The organism is Paenibacillus sp. HGF5 (assembly GCF_000204455.1).
GTDB classification, from domain to species: Bacteria; Bacillota; Bacilli; order Paenibacillales; family Paenibacillaceae; genus Paenibacillus_AQ; species Paenibacillus_AQ lautus_A.
Map to the genome: position 1 here is coordinate 1 of NZ_AEXS01000025.1, position 20,070 is coordinate 20,070.

18 protein-coding genes are annotated in these 20,070 nt (G+C 53.6%); 8 read left to right on the forward strand and 10 right to left on the reverse strand.

The window, feature by feature from the left end; all coding sequences use genetic code 11:
• The 3 genes from HMPREF9412_RS04510 to HMPREF9412_RS04520 form a co-directional block, all read right to left on the reverse strand.
• Positions 1–1,135: acetyl-CoA C-acyltransferase (locus HMPREF9412_RS04510; RefSeq protein WP_009590173.1), on the reverse strand; the 1,135-nt coding region annotated here is incomplete at its 3' end.
• A 343-nt stretch (positions 1,136–1,478) separates the two neighbouring features.
• Positions 1,479–3,920, reverse strand: coding sequence for a 3-hydroxyacyl-CoA dehydrogenase/enoyl-CoA hydratase family protein (locus HMPREF9412_RS04515; protein WP_009590148.1), 2,442 nt, complete (start codon positions 3,918–3,920; stop codon positions 1,479–1,481).
• Complete coding sequence (locus tag HMPREF9412_RS04520; protein ID WP_009590192.1) at positions 3,917–6,097, reverse strand: heterodisulfide reductase-related iron-sulfur binding cluster; 2,181 nt, start codon at positions 6,095–6,097, stop codon at positions 3,917–3,919. The genes HMPREF9412_RS04515 and HMPREF9412_RS04520 overlap by 4 nt, the downstream gene beginning before the upstream one ends.
• A gap of 483 nt (positions 6,098–6,580) precedes the next feature.
• Between HMPREF9412_RS04520 and HMPREF9412_RS04525 the strand changes: the two genes are divergently transcribed.
• The 3 genes from HMPREF9412_RS04525 (at position 6,581) to HMPREF9412_RS04535 (ending at position 9,227) form a co-directional block, all read left to right on the forward strand.
• Positions 6,581–7,171, forward strand: coding sequence for a TetR/AcrR family transcriptional regulator (locus HMPREF9412_RS04525; protein ID WP_009590197.1), 591 nt, complete (start codon positions 6,581–6,583; stop codon positions 7,169–7,171).
• A gap of 38 nt (positions 7,172–7,209) precedes the next feature.
• Complete coding sequence (locus HMPREF9412_RS04530) at positions 7,210–7,977, forward strand: electron transfer flavoprotein subunit beta/FixA family protein (RefSeq protein WP_009590186.1); 768 nt, start codon at positions 7,210–7,212, stop codon at positions 7,975–7,977.
• A gap of 272 nt (positions 7,978–8,249) precedes the next feature.
• Positions 8,250–9,227, forward strand: coding sequence for an electron transfer flavoprotein subunit alpha/FixB family protein (locus tag HMPREF9412_RS04535; RefSeq protein ID WP_009590168.1), 978 nt, complete (start codon positions 8,250–8,252; stop codon positions 9,225–9,227).
• 179 nt (positions 9,228–9,406) lie between these two features.
• Here HMPREF9412_RS04535 and HMPREF9412_RS04540 read toward each other — a convergent pair whose 3' ends face one another.
• A complete protein-coding gene (locus tag HMPREF9412_RS04540) occupies positions 9,407–9,730 on the reverse strand; it encodes a MazG nucleotide pyrophosphohydrolase domain-containing protein (protein WP_009590166.1) in 324 nt (107 codons plus the stop codon).
• 216 nt (positions 9,731–9,946) lie between these two features.
• On the opposite strand from HMPREF9412_RS04540, the gene HMPREF9412_RS04545 reads away from it, so the two are divergent.
• Positions 9,947–10,525, forward strand: coding sequence for a TIGR00730 family Rossman fold protein (locus HMPREF9412_RS04545; RefSeq protein WP_009590175.1), 579 nt, complete (start codon positions 9,947–9,949; stop codon positions 10,523–10,525).
• Between the two features lie 183 nt (positions 10,526–10,708).
• On the opposite strand, the gene HMPREF9412_RS04550 is transcribed toward HMPREF9412_RS04545, so the two are convergent.
• The 4 genes from HMPREF9412_RS04550 to HMPREF9412_RS04565 all read right to left on the reverse strand — a co-directional run bounded on the left by HMPREF9412_RS04550 (position 10,709) and on the right by HMPREF9412_RS04565 (position 13,807).
• Positions 10,709–11,452: an SDR family oxidoreductase gene (locus HMPREF9412_RS04550; protein WP_009590202.1), complete on the reverse strand. Its 744-nt coding sequence runs from the start codon at positions 11,450–11,452 to the stop codon at positions 10,709–10,711.
• A gap of 288 nt (positions 11,453–11,740) precedes the next feature.
• Positions 11,741–12,343 carry a TetR family transcriptional regulator gene (locus HMPREF9412_RS04555; protein WP_009590179.1) on the reverse strand — a complete coding sequence of 201 codons (603 nt, stop codon included), beginning with the start codon at positions 12,341–12,343 and terminating at the stop codon, positions 11,741–11,743.
• Between the two features lie 256 nt (positions 12,344–12,599).
• The gene (locus HMPREF9412_RS04560) at positions 12,600–13,328 is read right to left on the reverse strand and encodes a hypothetical protein (protein ID WP_009590196.1); all 729 of its coding nucleotides are present in this window, start codon (positions 13,326–13,328) and stop codon (positions 12,600–12,602) included.
• Between the two features lie 98 nt (positions 13,329–13,426).
• The gene (locus HMPREF9412_RS04565; protein ID WP_009590182.1) at positions 13,427–13,807 is read right to left on the reverse strand and encodes a hypothetical protein; all 381 of its coding nucleotides are present in this window, start codon (positions 13,805–13,807) and stop codon (positions 13,427–13,429) included.
• 97 nt (positions 13,808–13,904) lie between these two features.
• Between HMPREF9412_RS04565 and HMPREF9412_RS04570 the strand changes: the two genes are divergently transcribed.
• Both HMPREF9412_RS04570 and HMPREF9412_RS04575 read left to right on the forward strand, forming a co-directional pair.
• Complete coding sequence (locus tag HMPREF9412_RS04570) at positions 13,905–14,666, forward strand: kanamycin nucleotidyltransferase C-terminal domain-containing protein (RefSeq protein ID WP_009590158.1); 762 nt, start codon at positions 13,905–13,907, stop codon at positions 14,664–14,666.
• Positions 14,667–14,826: 160 nt separating this feature from the next.
• Positions 14,827–16,575 carry a M28 family peptidase gene (locus tag HMPREF9412_RS04575; protein WP_036671298.1) on the forward strand — a complete coding sequence of 583 codons (1,749 nt, stop codon included), beginning with the start codon at positions 14,827–14,829 and terminating at the stop codon, positions 16,573–16,575.
• 123 nt (positions 16,576–16,698) lie between these two features.
• On the opposite strand, the gene HMPREF9412_RS04580 is transcribed toward HMPREF9412_RS04575, so the two are convergent.
• Positions 16,699–17,145 (reverse strand): DUF3888 domain-containing protein, encoded by a 447-nt coding sequence (locus HMPREF9412_RS04580; protein WP_009590174.1) that lies wholly within the window; start codon positions 17,143–17,145, stop codon positions 16,699–16,701.
• A 236-nt stretch (positions 17,146–17,381) separates the two neighbouring features.
• On the opposite strand from HMPREF9412_RS04580, the gene HMPREF9412_RS04585 reads away from it, so the two are divergent.
• Positions 17,382–18,314, forward strand: a complete 933-nt coding sequence (locus HMPREF9412_RS04585; RefSeq protein WP_302621992.1) for an alpha/beta hydrolase — start codon at positions 17,382–17,384, stop codon at positions 18,312–18,314.
• A 153-nt stretch (positions 18,315–18,467) separates the two neighbouring features.
• On the opposite strand, the gene HMPREF9412_RS04590 is transcribed toward HMPREF9412_RS04585, so the two are convergent.
• A complete protein-coding gene (locus HMPREF9412_RS04590) occupies positions 18,468–18,941 on the reverse strand; it encodes an Lrp/AsnC family transcriptional regulator (protein WP_009590183.1) in 474 nt (157 codons plus the stop codon).
• A 146-nt stretch (positions 18,942–19,087) separates the two neighbouring features.
• On the opposite strand from HMPREF9412_RS04590, the gene HMPREF9412_RS04595 reads away from it, so the two are divergent.
• Positions 19,088–19,915, forward strand: a complete 828-nt coding sequence (locus HMPREF9412_RS04595; protein ID WP_009590161.1) for an alpha/beta fold hydrolase — start codon at positions 19,088–19,090, stop codon at positions 19,913–19,915.
• The last annotated feature ends 155 nt before the right edge of the window (positions 19,916–20,070 follow it).

Sequence of the window (20,070 nt, forward strand, 5' to 3'; positions counted from 1 at the left end):
TGCACATGCTCACGACGCCGTAGCCGCCGCCGCGGCGGGCGAGCTCGGAGACGAGGCTGACGGTCAGCTTGGCGCCGGTGCAGCCGAGCGGATGGCCGAGCGCAATGGCGCCGCCGTTAACGTTGACCTTGCTCTCGTCGATCCCCAGCGCGCGGATGATGTGGAGGCATTGCGAAGCGAACGCTTCGTTAATCTCGAACACATCCACCTGATCCAGCTCGATGCCCGCCATGCGCAGCGCCTTCGGGATCGCTTCGACGGGGCCGACGCCCATTATCTCCGGCTCCACGCCTGCCAGGGCAAACGATTTGAAGGTAGCCAGCGGGGCAAGGCCCAGCTGCTCCGCTTTCTCGCGACTCATGACGGCTACCGCCGCCGCGCCGTCGCTCGTCTGCGACGCATTGCCCGCGGTAACCGAGCCGCCGAGGGCAAAGGCCGGCTTCAGTCTGGCCAGCACATCCGGTGTTGTGTCTGGCCGAACTCCTTCATCCGTATCGATGGCTAAGGTTTTGCTGCGCACCTTGCCCTGCTCATCGGCGGCAGCCAGCGTTACGTTCACCGGTACGATCTCGTCCCGGAACTTGCCTTCGGAGATAGCGGCTGCGGCCTTGCGGTGACTGCTGGCCGCGAAGGCATCCTGCGCCTCGCGGGTGATGCCGAAGCGGCGGGCTACCTCTTCCGCCGTATGGCCCATGCCGATGTAAACCTCCGACATCTCTTCGACGATCGTCGGATGCGGTGCCGGCTTGAAGCCGGTCATCGGCACATGGCTCATGCTCTCGACGCCGCCGGCAACGATGACCTCGGCATGGCCGAGCATAATGCGTTCCGCAGCAAAAGCGATCGCCTGAAGTCCGGACGAACAGAAGCGATTGACGGTCAAGGCCGGCACCGTGACCGGATAACCCGCATACAAGGAAATAATCCGCGCAACGTTAAGGCCCTGCTCGCCTTCCGGCATCGCGCAGCCGAGGATAATGTCCTCGACGTCCTCTTTTTTCAGGCCCGGCGCACGCTCAATGACGGCTTCCAGTACGGCTTTGCCGAGATCCTCTACGCGCGTCTGGGCAAAACTGCCCTTCTTCGCCTTCCCCACCGGGGTGCGAGCAAGGGATACTATGACTGCTTCTCTCATGCCATTCACCTCATCAACTAGAAATGGTTGGATCCAATACCGATATGATTGCTGGCCGTTCATCGGCCTTGAAATGAGTACGTACCGGGTGGAACTGATTAAAGTGCCTCATCACCCAAACATCCAGCAGTGCGGGCAATCTGCCACATGTATCGTATGCACGTTCGATTTGATGAATCGCAAAACGAATGATAGCTAATCTGTTAGCTGTGATGCTTTAAGGCCTATACCAACATTAGCGTTCTTCATGTCCTGATTGCTTTTCAAGATGCCGAAGGCAAGGAGAGACCGGAAGGCAAGACGCTCAAAATTTCCAAGGAAGTACAGTCCAAGCTGAACCGTCTTAATTCCGCAGCGGCTTGCCTTTTGCCAGCATATGCTGCATGCGCTGCTGGGTCTTGACCTCCCCGAGCAGGCTGAGGAACGCTTCGCGCTCCAGGTCGAGCAGATGCTGCTCGCTCACGACCGTTCCCGCAGGGACGTCGCCGCCCGTCAGGATATGCGCCAGCTTCTTCGCGATCAACAGATCGTGATCGTTGATATAGCCGCTTCGCTTCATGTCGATCGCGCCCATTTGGAGCACGGCCCGGCCATCGCGGCCGACAACGCGGGCTTTGCCCGGCTGCGGCGGCACATAACCCGCCCGGTCCATCGCTAACACGGCCTGCTTTGCTTCATGGATCCGGTAATCCTGATTCATGACCACCGTATCCCCGCTGCGTCCATACCCCATGCGGATCGCTTCATGTCCGCTGGTCGATGCCTTGGCCATCGCCACCATCTCGAAGATTTTGTTGATCTCCGGCTGGAGGTCGCTGTCCTTGTCGGGATGGCGGTTGCTGGTCATTAGCGCCAGCTCCTTGCAGCCGCCGCCTGCCGGAATGAGGCCGACCCCCGTCTCCACCAGCCCGAAATAGGTCTCCGCCGAGAAAATGATCCGGTCCGCCGGCAGACACGCTTCCACGCCGCCGCCCAGCGTCATCCGGTGAGGCGCGGCGACAACCGGCTTCTCCAGGCCCTTCAGCTTCATCATGCTGCCCTGGAACAGACGGATGATGTCATCCACCTCATCCCAGTCGCCGCTCTGCGCTTCCATCAGCATGAGCATCAGATTGGCGCCGACGCAGAAGTTCCGGCCTTCGTTCGCCAGCACCAGCCCGCGGTAATTGGCCCTGACCTCTTCCACGCTCTGCTGAATCATGACCAGAATATCGGCGCCGATCGCGTTGTTCGGCGAAGTGAATTCAAGGCATGCAACGCCATCCCCAATATCGATCAGATTCGCCCCCGTATTCGAGCGGATGATCCGGTTTTGCGATTTGAGCGCTTGCAGCGAGATCAGCTCAGGCTGAACCTCAACGCCCTTATACTCGCCTTTGAAATAATGGATCACCTCGCCGTCCTTCTCCTGATAGAAGGATTTGTTGCCTTCGGCAACCCACTCCTTCACCCACGCCGGGACGGTCATGCCCTCTGCTTCCATGCGCTGCACGGATTCCGGCAGTCCGATCAGATCCCAGGTCTCGAAGGGACCGAGCTCCCAGTTGAAACCCCATTTCATCGCGTTGTCGATGTCCTGGATGGAATCGGCGATCTCTCCCAGCTTGCCGGCCGCATAGACGAGCACTTGCTTCAATACATTCCAGGCCAGCTCCGAGTAACGATCCTGCGTCCCCAGGAAAGCCTTGATCTTCCGCTTGGCTCCCTTTACCGCTTTAGCAGCTTCGATGGAAGCGGAGCTCACTTTGGCGCTCGGATTGTACTCCATCGTGGACAGATTGAGCGATAGGATTTTGCTGCCTTGATCCCCTTTTACTTTTTTATAGAAGCCCTGGCCGCCCTTCTCCCCGGTCCAGCCGCGGGCGACGAGCTCATTCATGACGTCAGGCACCGTGAACACGTCTTTCTCCTCGCCGTCCGGTACGGAGTCGTACACGTTTCTGGCCACATGGACAAACGTATCGATGCCAACCAGATCCAGCGTGCGGAAGGTGGCGCTCTTTGGACGTCCCAGGACAGGACCCGTGGCCGCATCTACTTCCTCCACGGTATAGCTGTTCTTCACCATCTCCTGCAGCGTGACCAGAAGTCCGTAGGTGCCGATCCGGTTCGAGATGAAATTCGGCGTGTCCTTCGCAAGCACAACCCCTTTACCAAGGCGCTTCGTACAAAATTCAACCATAAACTTCGTAATGTTCGGGTCGGTATCAAAGCCCGGAATAATCTCCAGCAGCTTCATATGACGCGGCGGATTGAAGAAATGGGTTCCCAGGAAGTGGCTGCGGAATTCCTCGCTGCATTCTTCGACCATCGCATTGACGGAAATGCCCGAGGTGTTCGTGCTGACGATCGATCCTTCCTTACGCACGCCTTCAATCTGCTTGAAGATACTCTTTTTGATTTCCAGGCGTTCCGTAACCACCTCGATGATCCAGTCCACATCCTTCAACAGGCTTAGATGATCCTCGGTGTTTCCCGGCGTGATCCGATCCGCAAAATCAGCGCTGTAGAGCGGAGCGGTGCTTGATTTAGGCAGAGCCACTATCGCTTTGGCGGCAAGCCTGTTTCGTACCTTCGGATGATCCAGCGTCAGGCCGGCCTTTTCCTCCTCGGCGGTCAAAGCATTCGGAACGATGTCGAGCAGCAGGCAGGGAATGCCTGCGTTGGCAAGATGGGCGGCGATCCCCGACCCCATGACGCCCGAGCCGATCACGGCGGCTTTGGTGATGTTTCGACTTGCGACCCCTGAACCGCTGACGGCTTCTTTGGTAATGGTATTACTCATTGGACAACGACCTCCTGTTCATGGATTTCGGATAGACCGAATACGGATAACTCCAGAATTTCCGCAATATCTCGCGTTTTCACGCTTTCTTCCACTTCCTTCAGCTTCGTGCCGTCCTCCAGCATCGTCAGGCAGAACGGGCAGGCAGAGCTGATCATCGTCGGGGATACGGCCAGCGCCTGTTCGGTACGCGCCAGATTCACGCGCTTGCCTGCGTCCTCCTCCATCCACATCTGACCGCCGCCGGCGCCGCAGCACATCCCGTTCTCGCGACTCCGCTCCATCTCCAGGAGTTCGACGCCGGGAATGGCGCGAAGCACGCTGCGCGGCTGATCGTATACGTCGTTATACCGTCCCAGGTAGCAGGAGTCATGATAGGTGATTTTCTCCTGAACCTGATACTTGGGCTTAAGACGCCCTTCCTTCATCAGTTGATCCAGCAGCTCCGTATGGTGGACGACCTCAGCCTCCAGTCCAAATTCCGGATATTCGTTCTTGAAAATATTGAAGGTATGAGGGCAAGCCGTGACGATTCGTTTCACATCGTATTTCTGAAACGTCTCGATGTTCTCCATGCACAGCTGCTGGAACAGAAATTCATTGCCCATCCGGCGCGGAGTGTCGCCCGAGTTCTTCTCCTCGTTGCCGAGAATGGCGAAGTTGACGCCCGCTTCATTCATGAGCCGGACGAATGCCCGGGTGATCTTGCGGCTGCGATTGTCGTAGGAACCCATGGAACCGACAAAGAACAGAATGTCGAAGTCCGGATTTTCCTTCACGGTCGGGATCTTCAGATCCAACGTCCCTTCCGGATCAACCTCCTTCACCCACTTGCTCCGGTCCGCGCGGCTGATTCCCCAAGGGTTGCCTTGTCGTTCGATGTTTTGCATGGCTCGCTGGCCTTCCTGCGGCACGCTGCCCTCCATCAGAACGAGATGTCGCCGGAGATCCACGATTTTGTCGACATGCTCATTTGCGACCGGACACTGATCCTCGCAGTTGCGGCAGGTCGTGCATGCCCAAATCTCTTCCTCGGTCATGACGCCGCCAATCAATTGAATGTCTTTCGGGTCGACGCCCTCGACTTGGTGCCAGGAGCGCTTCTGCACATCCATCGTCGGCCCTATGTCGGTGACCCCCTCGCCCTTCCAGCCGACAAGCGCCAGATCCGTTGCGCCCATGGAGTGAACGCCCGGCGACCCAAACACGGAGGCAGGCATCCACGCCGATTTGGAGGTGAGCGCAGCACCTTTTTCCGTGAGATGGTCTCTCAGCTTCACGATCATGTGCATCGGCGACAGCAGCTTGCCCGTGTTCGAGGCCGGGCACACGTTGGTGCATCGTCCGCATTCAACGCAGGCATAGAAATCCAGCATCTGCTTCTGCGTGAAGTCCTCGATTTTGCCTACCCCGAATTCCTCGGCTTCTTCATCCTCCAGGTCCAGCTTGCTGAGCTTGCCCGGGGGATCCGTGCGACGAACCAGAATGTTGATCGGTGCCGTAATGAGGTGAAAATGCTTCGATTGCGGCACATAAATGAGGAACGACAACAAAATCAGCAGGTGAAGCCACCAGAATACGTAATAACACACCGTTATTGCCACCGGCGGCATCCAGGCAAACGCGGCCGCGATACTCGAGGAGATCGGCGCCATGGCCGACCAAGCCAGACCTTCCATGAGCCGTTCAAAAGCCATCGTCAGCAGCACCGAAGCCATCAGCGTTGTGATGAAAAACACGACAATGCTTGGCTTCCAGCCTCGCTTGAGCCGTTTCAGCTTCTCGCCATAACGGCGATATGCCGCATAACCGATGGCCAGCAGAATCAGCGCAACCGTAATCTCCTGCATGAGGATGAAGCCCGCATGGCCCGGAATCGGCAGGCTGTGGCCCGAAAGCCCTTTCCAGATGATATCGAGCGCCCCGAACTGTAAAATGATAAATCCGTAAAACACGATAAAGTGCATGATGCCGCTCTTGCGGTCCTTGAACAGCTTGCTCTGTCCGAACACCTGGATGGCGAACTGGCTCAGGCGCTCCTTCAGATCCTTCTTCAGATTCGCCGGCTTGCCCAAACGGATATACAGGTAACGGCGATACACCACGGTGGCGAACATGTACACTGCCCAGCCCGTGATCAAGACAAAGAGCAGCGCGTTGATTAATGTTGGAATCATCCCTCTCAGCCCCTTGCGTTAAAAGATCCTACTTCCACACCCTTCATTTCGTCTCTGCAGCGTCCAATTCTACAGCTCCTGTCACTCCTTCCAAAACCGGCTCGTCATTGTGTCAAGATTGGGACAATATATGAAGCGCTTTCATTATAGAGACAAAAACAAGACCTCCACATCGTGCCGTGCCGACCACTCTAAACCGAACATCATGATTGCTAGCTGCATCTCTTCATCTGTACAACGCTACATCCGTATTTGTGTACTTGCCTGCGGATACCCAGCTATTCGTTTCTTCCGGTTAAATTGCCGTCTATTGCTCTGATATGAACGCCTTATTTTGCTGCTCTTCTAGGTCTGCCTCATCCATTTTTCGCGTCTTCGTTAACCCATCGTTGACAATGACATGAACGTATTTTATGATGGATACAAGAAATGAATGAGTATTCATTCATAATTTTAACTGTATTCTAACACCGGGGTGAGCATATGACAAGTAAAAAAAATGAAAAATACCACCTGATCCTCCAGGGCGCCCTGAAAGTTTTTGCCGAAAACGGCTATCACCGGTCCCAGGTATCCAAGATCGCCAAGGCTGCCGGCGTGGCCGACGGCACCATCTATTTGTACTTTAAGAGGAAGGAGGATATTCTGATCCGCCTGTTCCAGGAGAAGCTTGGGGAGCTGGTCGGCAAATTCCACGAAAGCGTGGAAGGCACCACGGACGCCGTGGAAGCGCTGCGGACGGTGTGCAGCATCCATTTCTCGGAGCTGGAGAGCAATCCCGAACTTGCCTATGTCACGCAGATTGAGCTGCGGCAGAGCGATTTGGAGCTGCGCAAGGAAATCGGCAGCGCGCTTAAGCCATATATCGTACTGATCGAGAATATCCTGGAACAGGGCATCCAAGAACAGAAATTCCGTTCCGATCTGAACGTCAAGCTGGTCCGCAACCTGATTTTTGGCGCGATGGACGAAGCGGTAACCTCTTGGCTGATCTCCGGCCGTAAATATTCGTTGTCCGATCAAGCGGATGAGACGCTAAGCTTTTTTCTGAGCGGTGTTTCCGGCGGACAATAAGTCCTGCTGATATTCATATTGAAGGGAGAGTTTAACCGATGAAGATTGTGGTATTGCTTAAACAGACCTTTGACACGGAGGAAAAAATCACGATTGAGAATGGATCGATTGCCGAGGATGGGGTGAAATTCGTCATCAATCCGTATGACGAATATGCGGTAGAAGAAGCCGTGAAGCTTCGGGATGACCACGGCGGCAGCGTGACGCTCCTGTCCGTCGGACCCGACCGTACGGCAGAAGCCCTCCGGACCGCCCTTGCGATGGGGGCGGACGATGCGGTGCTGATCTCCGACGAACGGATTCCGGACGATGAATATGCGGTATCGAAGGTGCTGCATGCGTATTTGTCCAAGGAAAGCCCGGATCTGATCCTCGGCGGCAACTTCTCCGTGGACCGCGGTTCAGGCCAAGTGGCCATCCGCCTGGCACAGCTTCTCGGCATTTCGCACACCGGCTCCATTACCAAGCTTACCCTGAACGGGACCACCGCTGAAGTGCACCGGGATGCGGAAGGCGATCTGGAAGTGCTTGAAGTCCAGCTGCCGGCCATCTTCACCGCACAGCAGGGATTGAACGAACCCCGCTATCCGTCGCTGCCGGGCATCATGAAGGCCAAAAAGAAGCCTTTTCAGACGCTGACCTTGGATGATCTCGGGTTATCCGAACCCGATATTCAGCCGGCAACGAAGCAAAGCGAGTTGTCCTTGCCGCCGGAGCGAAGCGCCGGGCGCATTCTGAAGGGGGAGCCTGCCGAAGTGGCGCATGAGCTGGTATCCTTGCTGCGAACGCAGTCGAAAGTGATTTAATAAAAGGACAAATGAACCTGTGAATTCCTTCGATTCTTATTGTTGAATGCGATTACATGACAGCGGCAGAGCCCCTGCCATCGTGCCTTATGTATTCTGATTGTATGGTTTACGGGATGTCCGTCATGCACGCTTTTCGCTTAATGCGTCTTGGAAATCGGGGGCAGCAGCGATTGGAGGAATGACCCGCATTCGCTTTGGACGCTCAGGCTGGCCGACATCGTCAAACTCTCTTTACTTTCAACCCTAAATGGATCTTAGGAGGTTATGATATGAGCAAAACGATATTAGTGTATGCCGAGAACCGGGATGGGAAGCTGCGTCAGGTTGCTCTCGAGACGCTTGGCGCTGCCCGTTTAATTGCAGAAGATGGTGACAGCGTCCGTATTCTGGTTGCAGGCTCCAACATTACGGAGGCCGTATCGGCCCTGAACGGCTATGGTGCCGATACCATCTATGCCGTCGAGCATGAGGATCTGGAGAGCTATAATCCCGAAGCTTATATGGCCGCCATCGAAGCGGTAATTAGTCAGGCACAGCCCGATGCCGTCCTCTTCGGGCATACGGCCATCGGCCGCGACTTGGCACCGCTGGTGGCCGCTTCCTTGAATGCCGGACAGATCTCCGACGTCACCGCCGTTGACAACGCAGGCGGAGAAGCGGTATTCACGCGTCCGCTCTATGCGGGTAAAGCCTTTGAGAAACGCGTCTTTCAGAACGGACCGTGGGTGGTCACGGTTCGACCGAACAATATTCCCGCCGCGGAAGCCATCGAAGGCGCCAGCTCCGGCATTGAGGACATCGCTTACCCGGCTCCTTCCCTTCGCTCCGTGGTAAAGGACGTCGTTCGCAAAACCACGGGAAAAATCGACCTATCGGAAGCCAAAATCGTCATCTCCGGCGGGCGCGGCGTGAAGAGCGCGGACGGCTTTAAGCCGCTGGAGGAGCTCGCCGACCTGCTCGGCGGGGCGGTCGGCGCATCGCGCGGCGCCTGCGATGCCGGCTACTGCGATTACGCGCTCCAGATCGGGCAGACCGGCAAAGTCGTCACGCCCGAGATCTATATTGCCTGCGGCATTAGCGGCGCGATCCAGCATTTGGCCGGCATGAGCCAATCCAGGGTCATCATCGCCATCAATAAGGACCCGGAAGCACCGATCTTTAAAGTTGCCGATTACGGCATCGTCGGCGATCTGTTCGATGTCGTCCCGCTGCTGACGCAGGAATTCCGCAAGGTGTTGGTATCCTAGGACTTCTTAACGATTTATCATATTCAAAAAAGGCTGCTCCACGAGGTCCGAGGGACTTGGAGCAGCCTTTTTTACTACGTAAGTTCTCCGTGCCTGAAGCGTGTTCCTTCGCTTAAGAAGCATTCCGGGGGACTGCCACGTCACACGTCAACTGGATGCGAAACGGGTTCACAAGCCTGTCACCTATAAGAACCAAACCGTTTCAACAGCTTCTGCTGATGGGCCGTAAACGCTTCTTCCAGCGAAATATCATAGAGATCCGCCAACAGCGAAATATTGCCGAGCACGTCCCCGATCTCCTCCACCAGATCCTGCTTGAGCCGTTCCCTCGACTGAACCTCCTCATCGGGGCGGTCCCTGCCAATCTCATACGCGCGAACGGCACGCGCCGTTTCCCCTGCTTCCTCCATCAAAAATCCAACCCGGATAAAGGGGCCGTAACCGGCCCAGCCTCTTTCACCGTAGAACTGTTTAATCCATTGCTGAGCTTCATTCATATCCATGACGTGTGTTACCTCCGCGATTTCTTGGGATGACTGCATCCTTCTTTTTACACAATCCGAGATTAAATCCATGATAAAACGAACATGCATGCCATAAAATAAATAAGGTGCTATGTCGGCGTCGAAAGGATAGGCCGAACATTCCATGACACAAATCACTATATATAGTATAATTACTCGAACAAAATATCAACATCTGGGTAAGGAGTGTGCAAATTGAAATCCATATGCGTATTTGCAGGATCGAACATGGGCGAGCATCCGGACTATAAAGCAAAAGCGGCCGAACTTGGCAGGCATATTGCCCACAACCAATTCCAATTAGTATACGGCGGCTCCAACATCGGATTGATGGGTGAAGTAGCCAACGCCGTATTGCAAAATGGCGGCGAAGTGATCGGGGTCATGCCGAGAGGGCTGTTCAAGGGGGAAATCGTACATACCGGGCTGACCCAGCTCATTGAAGTAGCCGATATGCATGAACGCAAAGCGACGATGGGCAAGCTGGCCGACGGGTTTATCGCCATGCCGGGCGGTTTTGGAACCTATGAGGAATTGTTCGAGGTGCTGTGCTGGTCCCAAATCGGTATTCATCAGAAGCCGATCGGGCTGCTCAGTATCCGCGATTATTTTGAACCGTTCATGAAGCTGATTCAGTACAGCATTACCGAGGGCTTCTCCAACTCCTCGCACTTGAACCTGATCAACATGTCCGATGATCCGCTCAAGCTGTTAGGGCTTATGGACAGCTACACGCCTCCGACGCTGGACCTGAAGTGGAAGGACCTGGATTAAGGTTGCCTTGAGGGGCTTAAAGTGTTTTGAGGGTCTTGAGGGAAATAGCGCCCTCTAGAGAAAAATCCTTGGGTATAAAAATGGGTTGAAGGTCATTATGACGCATTGGCGTGGCCTGCCGCAATTCAAAAATGCACCGGAATCCCGGTGCATTTTTATTTTTCCTTAGCCATAACGCTGATATTAAACGAACCCGCCGTTCACGCGCAGCGTTTGACCCGTGATCCATTTTGACTCTTCGCTGGCCAGGAACAGCACGACCCCTGCAATATCATCCGGTTCGCCCAAGCGCCCGAAGGAGTTCATGCTCACGATCCCAGCAATCTGTTCCTCCGATTTGCCAACGGTAAATAGCTCCGTATTAATCGGCCCGGGCGCCACTGCATTAATCGTGATCCCTTTGGGCCCGAATTCCTTGGCCAACTGACGCGTAAACTGCTCTACAGCTCCCTTCGTCCCCGCGTATACGCTGTAAGTCGGGAACATCTGCCCAGCGACCGACGTCGAGAAATTGATAATGCGCCCGCCGGAGTTCATATGGTGAAAAGCCTGCTGGATCGCAAAATAAGTCCCCTTCACGTTAATCGCGAAATGTTGATCGAAATCCTCCTCCGTTATGGCCGCAATCGGCTTGGTGGTCATGATGCCGGCATTGTTCACGAGGATATCGATTCCGCCATAGGCTTCGATCGTTTCACGAAACAGCCGTTCGATCTCCGCTACCTGACTAATATCGGCTTGAATGGCCCGGGCTTCGCCGCCGCCCTGCTTAATGCAGCCCACCACTTCCTCGGCTTTAGCCGGACTGCTTGCATAGTTTACGACAACCTTGGCTCCGTTCTCCGCAAGTCTCTCCGCAATTTCGCGCCCGATGCCTCTCGATGCTCCCGTTACGATAGCTACCTTGCCCGATAAGCCCTTTGTCATGATAAAACCTCCCGCATATGAATTGAGAAACACGAATCTCTCCCCAGATGGATGTTCTGATCGGCAATCTCTTATTAGTAATTTGATTATAGATCTCTTCATAACAAATTACAAGTGACAGATTTATAATTTTGTCATTTGTAAACGAATCAAAACTAAAAAGACGCTATCCTATGCGAGTATCGCCAAGAATAGCATCTTTTTTACATAAGGAATGATCTCATCATGCTAGCTCCCAAAGTGCCCTGCCGCATTCTGATGACGGCGGTTGGCCATATCCCTATTCCGCTAACCGTTCGTCGAAATCCCGGCCAACAATAACGTCCAAACCGACTCGAAGGCGGCTTCGATCCCATCCGAAGTCCATTGATAGGCATGGGCCGGATGGTGAAACAAGGAGGTTGCCATGAAAAAAGCCTTCGCCGCCGACTCCGGCTGGCCTGGCTTGAATTCACCGGCACGCATCCCTTGATCCATAATCTGGGTGATCTGCCCGATTAACAAATTCACATGCGTATCAATGATCTTGACAGCTTCCAGTGTCACGGACGCGTACATGGCAAACATCTCGGGATCCTCGAGAACGTAAGTCCGCTTAGCCCGGATCAGGGTATCCGTCCATAACCGCAAGCGATCGGTGGCGCTGCCATTCGTCCCGTCTGCAATGATCTGCAGCGGATCCGCAATCCGCTGAAGCCACCGCTCCGTGACGGCTTCTCTGAGAGCGGCCTTGCTGGGAAAATGCCGATAGAGCGAGCCGTGGCTCACCTGCAGCGCTTTGGCCACATCGACAACCGAGGTCTTGTCTGGGCCATAACGTCGAAGCGTCTGCTCGGCCGCGTCCAATATGGCTTCTTTCGTTAATGGTTGGTCATGTGACATAGGTTCCATGAGCAACGGGATTCCGTTCGCCCGCTGCCCACCTTCACGCCCCCTCTCTGTTGAACACATTATAGCAAACAACCTCATCATATCAATATTGAGTTTTTGTCATTTGTCCTTTCCACCATGAAAACCATTCTCCGTGCTCCTGTAGGATTGAAGCATATATGGGATCAATGAAATACGACAGATCCTGCTGCTCTGGCGACAATCACCATCCCCAGAAAAAAAGAGGAAGCTGGCACATTGCCGGCTCCCCCACTTCTTACCTTCTAAACTTCTGCAACTTGCGAATGCGTAGCAGCGAATTGCCGTTCTTCATAAATTCATAAGGTACTTTAACTTCCGCTACCCGAAAGCCTTCTGCCTCCAGCTCATGAATCAGACGGTCCAAATGGACGTAGCGGCTCCCCGATAAATCGGTCAACGGGAAGATGCGCACCTCTTCCGAGGCCACTCGCAGCAGCTCCCGGACCGTCTGGACATGAAAGTCATAATCCAATCGGTCGCTGTACATGAACAGAAAATGGGCGGACAACACCAGGTGAAACTGTTTGTTATCAAAAGGCAGCTCCGGCAGTACCGCAGCGACATAGCGATCCGGAAACTCCCGCATATCCCTAACGCAATCGCGGAGCGCTTGCTCGCGATGCCGGCGGAGCCCCTCCACATCCCCGTAATAATCCCAGACATAATTGCTTTTCGCCTGCTCCATCGTTTCCATGGCATGCCCGATATCCTGCAGTCCCTTGGCCTCCAGATCATCCGGCTTGTGATCATAAGCAATATCACTGGCCGTTATATCGAGACCCTGCTTCGAACCGTGAGCGGTGAACGAACACGCGCCGGAAGGGCAATCCAGCACCCTTTTACCGGCAAGCTCCGGCATCTTCAAATCAAACATGTTCGCGTACTCTTCGAACGTGCGGCCAATGAATACAACCCGGTCCAATGCCTGCTTGGTCTTGCCTCTACTCTGCTCAGCTTTACTCATCTCTTCTCACCTCAGCTATAGATTGGCTGCGGATGCGGCAGCTCCTGCCCACTCCGCAAGGATATACTACCATAATATGGAGTATAGGCATAAGAATATTATGATCCCTGCCTGATCTTTTTAAGAAAATCTATAACCTCATTTAAGTCATCCGTTTTCAAGACGATTTCTTTATCATTCACCAATACAACAATCGGAAATCTGGTTAGTCCTATAACATCCGCCGTTTGCCTGCCGGTCTCGTCCCTTACATTATGTAAATTGGTAGCTTGCAAAACCTCTCGATCGGCATCGGACATATGGATCTCTTCACTCCACCATGCAACATGCGTCTGCTCATTCGGCCCATTCGCCGCATTCGCATCTTCATAGAAATAATGAATTCGTAATTCGTCTTTTTCCGCCAGCAGTTCCTCAGGAACTTCTATCTTGCTCAAACCGGAACAACCGATCACCATCGCCAAGACGAACCAAGACATAACGCTCCTAAACTTCAATAACCCGTCACCCCCTGATACACTTATCCTGTTTATACTATAATATAGATAACTAACTTTCTTCGGAGGGGATTTCCTTATGCTATCTTATCCTGCGGCTACGACCAGAGAAGAGAAAATGAACATCATTCATCACATCAAAGACCGGCTGCTTCACTTGCACGGCGATGACATTCTGGCCATCGGCCTGTACGGCTCGATTGCGCAAGGGATCGATGGTCCTTACTCGGACATTGAGCTTCGGGTTGTTACGCAGGACGGAGTCTCCCTGCCCGGGCACGAATTCATATATCCCCCTTTCAAAATCGAAATCGGAATGAAACAGAAACAGGACATCTTCAAGGCTGCTGCGTCTGTGGATGACTCCTGGGCAATTAAGGCCGGCGCCTATGTACACCTGCAGGAAATCTACGATCCGGGGAACCTGCTCGCCGAGATTCGGAAGCTGCCCCTCGAGGTTTCGGACGAAGCGATCAAAGAAACGATGCGGGAATTCATGATTTGGGAGCCCTACGAAACGATGGGCAAAATCCGAAACAACGTCCAGTCCGGGAACCTTAACTATCTCCCGCTTGGCGCTAAGGACCTGACCTGGCAGACGGCCAAGCTGATTGGACTTGCCAACCGAACCTTTTATCATACAAGAGCGCGGACTTTGGAGGAATCCCTGTCCCTCCCGTCCCGACCTTCCGGTTATGACGAGCTGGCGCAGCTGGTCATGCGCGGACAGCTTCTCCAAATGGATCATGTCTATGAGCTCTGCGAGCAGCTCTGGACCGGACTAAACGCATGGTATGAACAGATGAATATCGAATATAAATTAAGAGAGCTTCCATTCTGATGGAGGCTCTTTTGTTAGGTAGGGAGCCATCGTTCTCAATCTTATATTGACACATGTCATATTCTGGAACTACGCTGTGTAAGGGCCTATTTCTTACATATGATGAAAGATCACACCGCGAATGACCCTGAATGATCCTAAAAGGAAGTGAGTATTGATCATGCAAATTCAATTGAGCAGACCGCCGGACCGCAGACCGCCTTATTGGCTGCCGCTTACAACCATCCTGGCCGTCATACTCTTTATCTCCCTCATGCTGTGGTTCGAGAAGCCGCCGGAAGCCAGAAAGATCGATGCACCCGCAACTGAGTTCTCCGCAGAACGCGCCATGGCACATGTCGAGCGGATTGCCCAAGAGCCCCACCCGATGGGGTCCCCTGCCAATGCGGAAGTCCGGGCTTATTTGGTGGAACAGATGAAGCAGCTCGGCTTGAACCCGGAGGTTCAGGAGTTTAATGACCGTCTGACAACCAAGTACATCGACGCCGACGTGCAGCTTACGAACATTCTCGGCGTCATTAAAGGAACCGGATCGGGGAAACCGCTCCTACTGATGTCGCACTATGACTCGGTCCCTACCGGACCGGGAGCGAACGATGCTTCGGTCAGCGTAGCTTCCTTGCTGGAGACGGCAAGAGCGATCCAGGCCGGACCTCCGCCGCAAAATGACATATGGATCCTGCTGACAGACGGGGAGGAAAGAGGCCTGCTAGGTGCTGAGGTGTTCTTTCAGGATCCGGCGCACCGTGAGATTGGCATGATTGCGAATTTTGAAGCCCGGGGATCGAAGGGCTCGTCTTTCATGTTCCAGACCAGCGACAGCAATGGACGGATCATTGAAGAATATGCCCGGGCCGTATCCAATCCTGTCAGCAACTCCCTCTTGGTGGATCTCTACAAACAACTGCCGAACGATACCGATCTGACGGTGGCGCTGGAGCATGGCCTCCCGGGGCTGAACTTTGCCTATGGCGACGGGTGGGTAGCTTACCATACCCCGATGGACAACACGGAGAATGTCTCCCTTGAGACCATGCAGCATCAAGGCGAGAATGCGCTCGCCATGGCAAAGCATTTTGGCAACCTGGACTTGGCTGACCTGACCTCCACAGGCGACCGCATCTATTTCAATCTGTTTGGCCTGCTGATTCACTACCCTGCGCACTGGGCAATTCCGATCACCGTAGCGATCGCAGCGCTATGGCTGGCTTTTGCTTGGTTGTTTGCCCGCTTCTCCCTGCTTACCGTTAAGGGAGGGCTGATCGGGCTCGGAACTCCGATTCTGGCCGTCGTGCTCTCAACCGCGCTCAGCTATGGCTTGTGGACGCTCATCGATGCGTTGTGGGCAGGCAAAATGACGCAGCCCACAGGCGCAACCTATGATTCGCTTCTGTACAGCGTCAGCTTTGTCCTGGTGACCCTCATCGTTCATGTGGCGCTTACCCGCTGGATTGTGCGGAAAGCAAATGAAGTGGAGACGCTGCTTGGCGGCGCGTTCCTGTTCCTGCTGCTGCTCATCGGCTCGACCTGGCTTCTGCCGGGCGCAAGTTATTTATTCGCGATACCGCTGCTGGTTCATTTCGCGGCTCTGACGTGGGCGGCATTTACCCGGGACCCGCGCGAGACCTTAATCCATCCGGCCGTCGTGTTGGGAACGTCGCTTATCCCGGTTCTGATGTTCACGTCGGTCTTTCACATCGTATTCCTCCTGCTCCCGCCGGGGATTCATCTATTCAGCGTTGTGCTCATCGGACTGATACTGGCCCTGATGTCCCCGGCAGTCCGAATGCTCGCGCATTCTTGGAAATGGGTGCTGCCGGCCGCTTTCATCGCCATCGTTGTCCTGCTCGGCATCGGCTGGAGCCAAGCTGAACCCGGGCCGGATCGGCCGGTTTATGAAAATCGGTAGGCCCCCCCCTAAAGCGCTAATCGTTCTTGTTGCACCGATAAGCGCTTGTCCCCCTGCATGCCAAACAAGCAAACGCGAATACTGCGTTTGCTTGTTTTTTTACATTGAACAGTTCAGCCGCCGTTACTTCACGATGTCTTGCCAATGCGAAGGAAGCTCATACGTCTTCAGATGCTTGTATTCCAACAGCTTCACCATACTGCCGGGAATCGTCGGAGCCACCTCAAAAACCAGGTGGTCCTTTCCCACCGGGATATGGGGACCGACCACCGGGCGGGCCTCCAGCGTGATGACGAAATGAAAGCCGCGGAATCCGTTCACTCTCTTCACTTGGATTACGTCCACGAAGTAGGGATAGACAACCGGAAGCTCCTTCAACGTATGGCTATAATGCCGATTGACGACTTCATCGATATGGGGAAGCAGAAACAGCATCAGCATATCCTGATACTGCAGTTGGTCACTGTCTTTTTTCGGTGATGTATAATCGGTCACCTCGGCATGGGATGGCAGCGGCAAGCCGAAAATCGTGACGACCGCAAGGATCAGGCTGATAAAGTATTTATTCATGTTCCTCTCTTCGCACCTCCTGCCACAGCTCTTATGAATTAGGTTCTCCCAACCGATAAGATTGATGTAACGCCATCCGAATCGAACGTGATTAGCCATATAGATGAATCAAGTTACGTACGATATGATAGGTGGTAGGAAGCTATCGATTCGGCGCATTCCTTCCTCTCGGCATGCCTTCGGCGCATACGATCAACACCGGCGGGAGGAAACACATCATTAAGAAAAAAAGGATTATGACCATGTCTGCAGCTATTATCGCATTACTAGCGATCATTATAATTTCAGCCAGCTTCTACTTCTATAACGTCGCTATTGCCCGGGCCGATAAGGCTTTCCTGAACGGCAACCCGGACCTGGAAGCCAACTCGAATATCGATAACCCCTTTGCGGATAGTAAGGATTGGTGGGCCAAGCAAAGCTTCGAGGAATGGAGTCTTACCTCAGACGACGGCTTGAAGCTGCATGCGTACTATATACCTGCCGAAGTGCCCACGGATAAAACCGTCTTGATCGCGCACGGATACTCCGGCCATTCGGAGCAGATGAGCGGATTCGCCCAAATGTATCATGAGGACCTGGGCTACAACGTCCTTCTTCCCGATGCGCGTGGCCACGGAAAGAGCGAAGGCGATTACATAGGCTTCGGCTGGCCGGAGCGGATGGATTATCTCAGATGGATTGAACGTGTCATCCGGCATACAGGGGAAGACGCCCAGATTGTCCTGCACGGCGTGTCCATGGGCGGGGCTACGGTGATGATGACCAGCGGCGAAGAGCTTCCGCCCCAGGTGAAAGCCATTGTCGAGGACTGCGGGTATACCTCGGTCACGGATGAGCTGACCTATCAGCTGAAGCGCATGTATAAGCTTCCATCCTTCCCGCTGGTTCAATCCACGAGCCTGCTCACCAAGATCCGGGCCGGATACTCCTTCGGCGAGGCCTCCGCGCTGGAGCAGGTGAAGAAATCCAAGACGCCCACGCTGTTCATACACGGCGGCGGGGATCTGTTCGTCCCTACCGAGATGGTGTATGAGCTGTACGAGAACGGTCCGGAGCAAAAGAAGCTGTTCATCGTCCCCGATGCAGGCCACGGCCTAGCACGCCAGTTCGATCCAGAAGGGTACGACCGGGAAGTGAAGGAGTTTATCGGCACGTATGTGCAATAAAGATGAAAGAAGGGTAAAAAGAGCAGTCCATGCGGACTGCTCTTTCTTAGCGGAATTGTGTTAGGTGATAGTGTACAAGCAGTGCCGAAAATATCATTTGCTTGGTAATTCCTGCTCTATTTCTAGAGATCTTGCTGCTCCAACGATACCAGCTCAAATACCCGGCGGATTAATGCGTGGAATGGTGTTCGATGCATCCTGGCTTGAGACCAGACTTTTATCCTCGAATCGTGTGGACAGAACGACATGCGTCGATGAATGGCCAAACGTGTTGCACGTTTCAAGGAAGGTTTCCAAGCTTTCACTCGTTGCGGTGACGACCTTCAATAAATAATTGTACTCTCCACTCGTCCTGTAGAAATCGACGATCTCCGGAGCCGACTCTGCGTATGCCTCGAACTCCCTGCAGTTATTCGATTTAAACAGTACGAACGCAGTGGTATACTTGCCGAGTTTCGATGGGGCAAGCACTGCACGATACCCCGTTATAACTCCCTGCTCCTCCAGCTTCCGAAGCCGTTCCGTCACGGCTGGCTGGGACATCATGATTAATCGGCTCATCTCGGAGATTGTTATTCGAGCATTTCCGTGAAGGATCGATAAGATTTTATTGTCTATGTGATCCATAATCCATGCACCTCATTTTTTAAAGTTAATGGCGTAAGCAACGTAATTATTAAGTTTTTTGACCCCAAACTCCTTTATAACTCCATTTCGATTGTAAAATAATTCAAATATAATTTCATTATGAACCGACAAGGGAGATGGAGAATATGACCACGAAGTTACATGAGGGCACAATGATAAACGGGTTAAACTTTTTCACAACCATTGATGGAGTTAGAATTGCTTATCGAATGGATGGTCCAGCCGGTAAACCGGTACTGATGCTGGCGAACTCAATTGCAACCACAATGCACATGTGGGACGGCCAAATAGCTGATCTTTCTGAGCATTTTCTCGTGCTTCGCTACGACTATCGGGGACATGGCGAATCGGATACACCTGAGGTTCCCTATTCGTTCGATCGACTGGGGCGGGATGTCATCGAACTGCTTGACTCGCTTCACATTGACCGCGTGCATTTCCTTGGGCTATCGTTAGGCGGCGCGGTCGCACAATGGCTTGCGATCCACGCTCCAGAGCGGATCGACCGGCTCGTCCTAAGCAATACATCCTCTTATCTGGGACCGGCTGAGCAATGGCAAGGTTTAATCACATCTGTGCTGCAACGCGAGAACCTTCCAGAGTTCGCCGATACATTCATGAAGAACTGGTTTCCTTCACATATGGTGGAGTCAGAAAATGAGATCGTTGCTTCTTTTCGGGAGATGGTGCTGTCGACTCGCCCACATGGAATCGCAGGAAGCTGGGCTGCTATCCGCGATATGGATATGCGCCGGACGGCTTCCCTGATCAGCAGCCCAACACTCGTCATTAGCGGGCAGTATGATACTGTGACGCTTCCGAGCCACGGTGAATTGATCGCTAAAACGGTGCCGAATTCCAAGTTCGTCTTGTTCCCATCCGTACACTTAACGAATGTGGAGTATCAATCCGAGTTCCTGAGTACTGTGTTGGAGTTTTTGCAGTCGGAATAATAAAGTGAATTACGAGGTGGGTATACGTTGATATCATAAAGAACCAAGTATGGGATCGTATACTTGGTTCTTCTATCATTTCTGGGGCGATTGACCATTCGTTTCAAACGCATACAAGATGGCTGTTGAGTTCTTTCTTTCCCGACAGTCTGAGC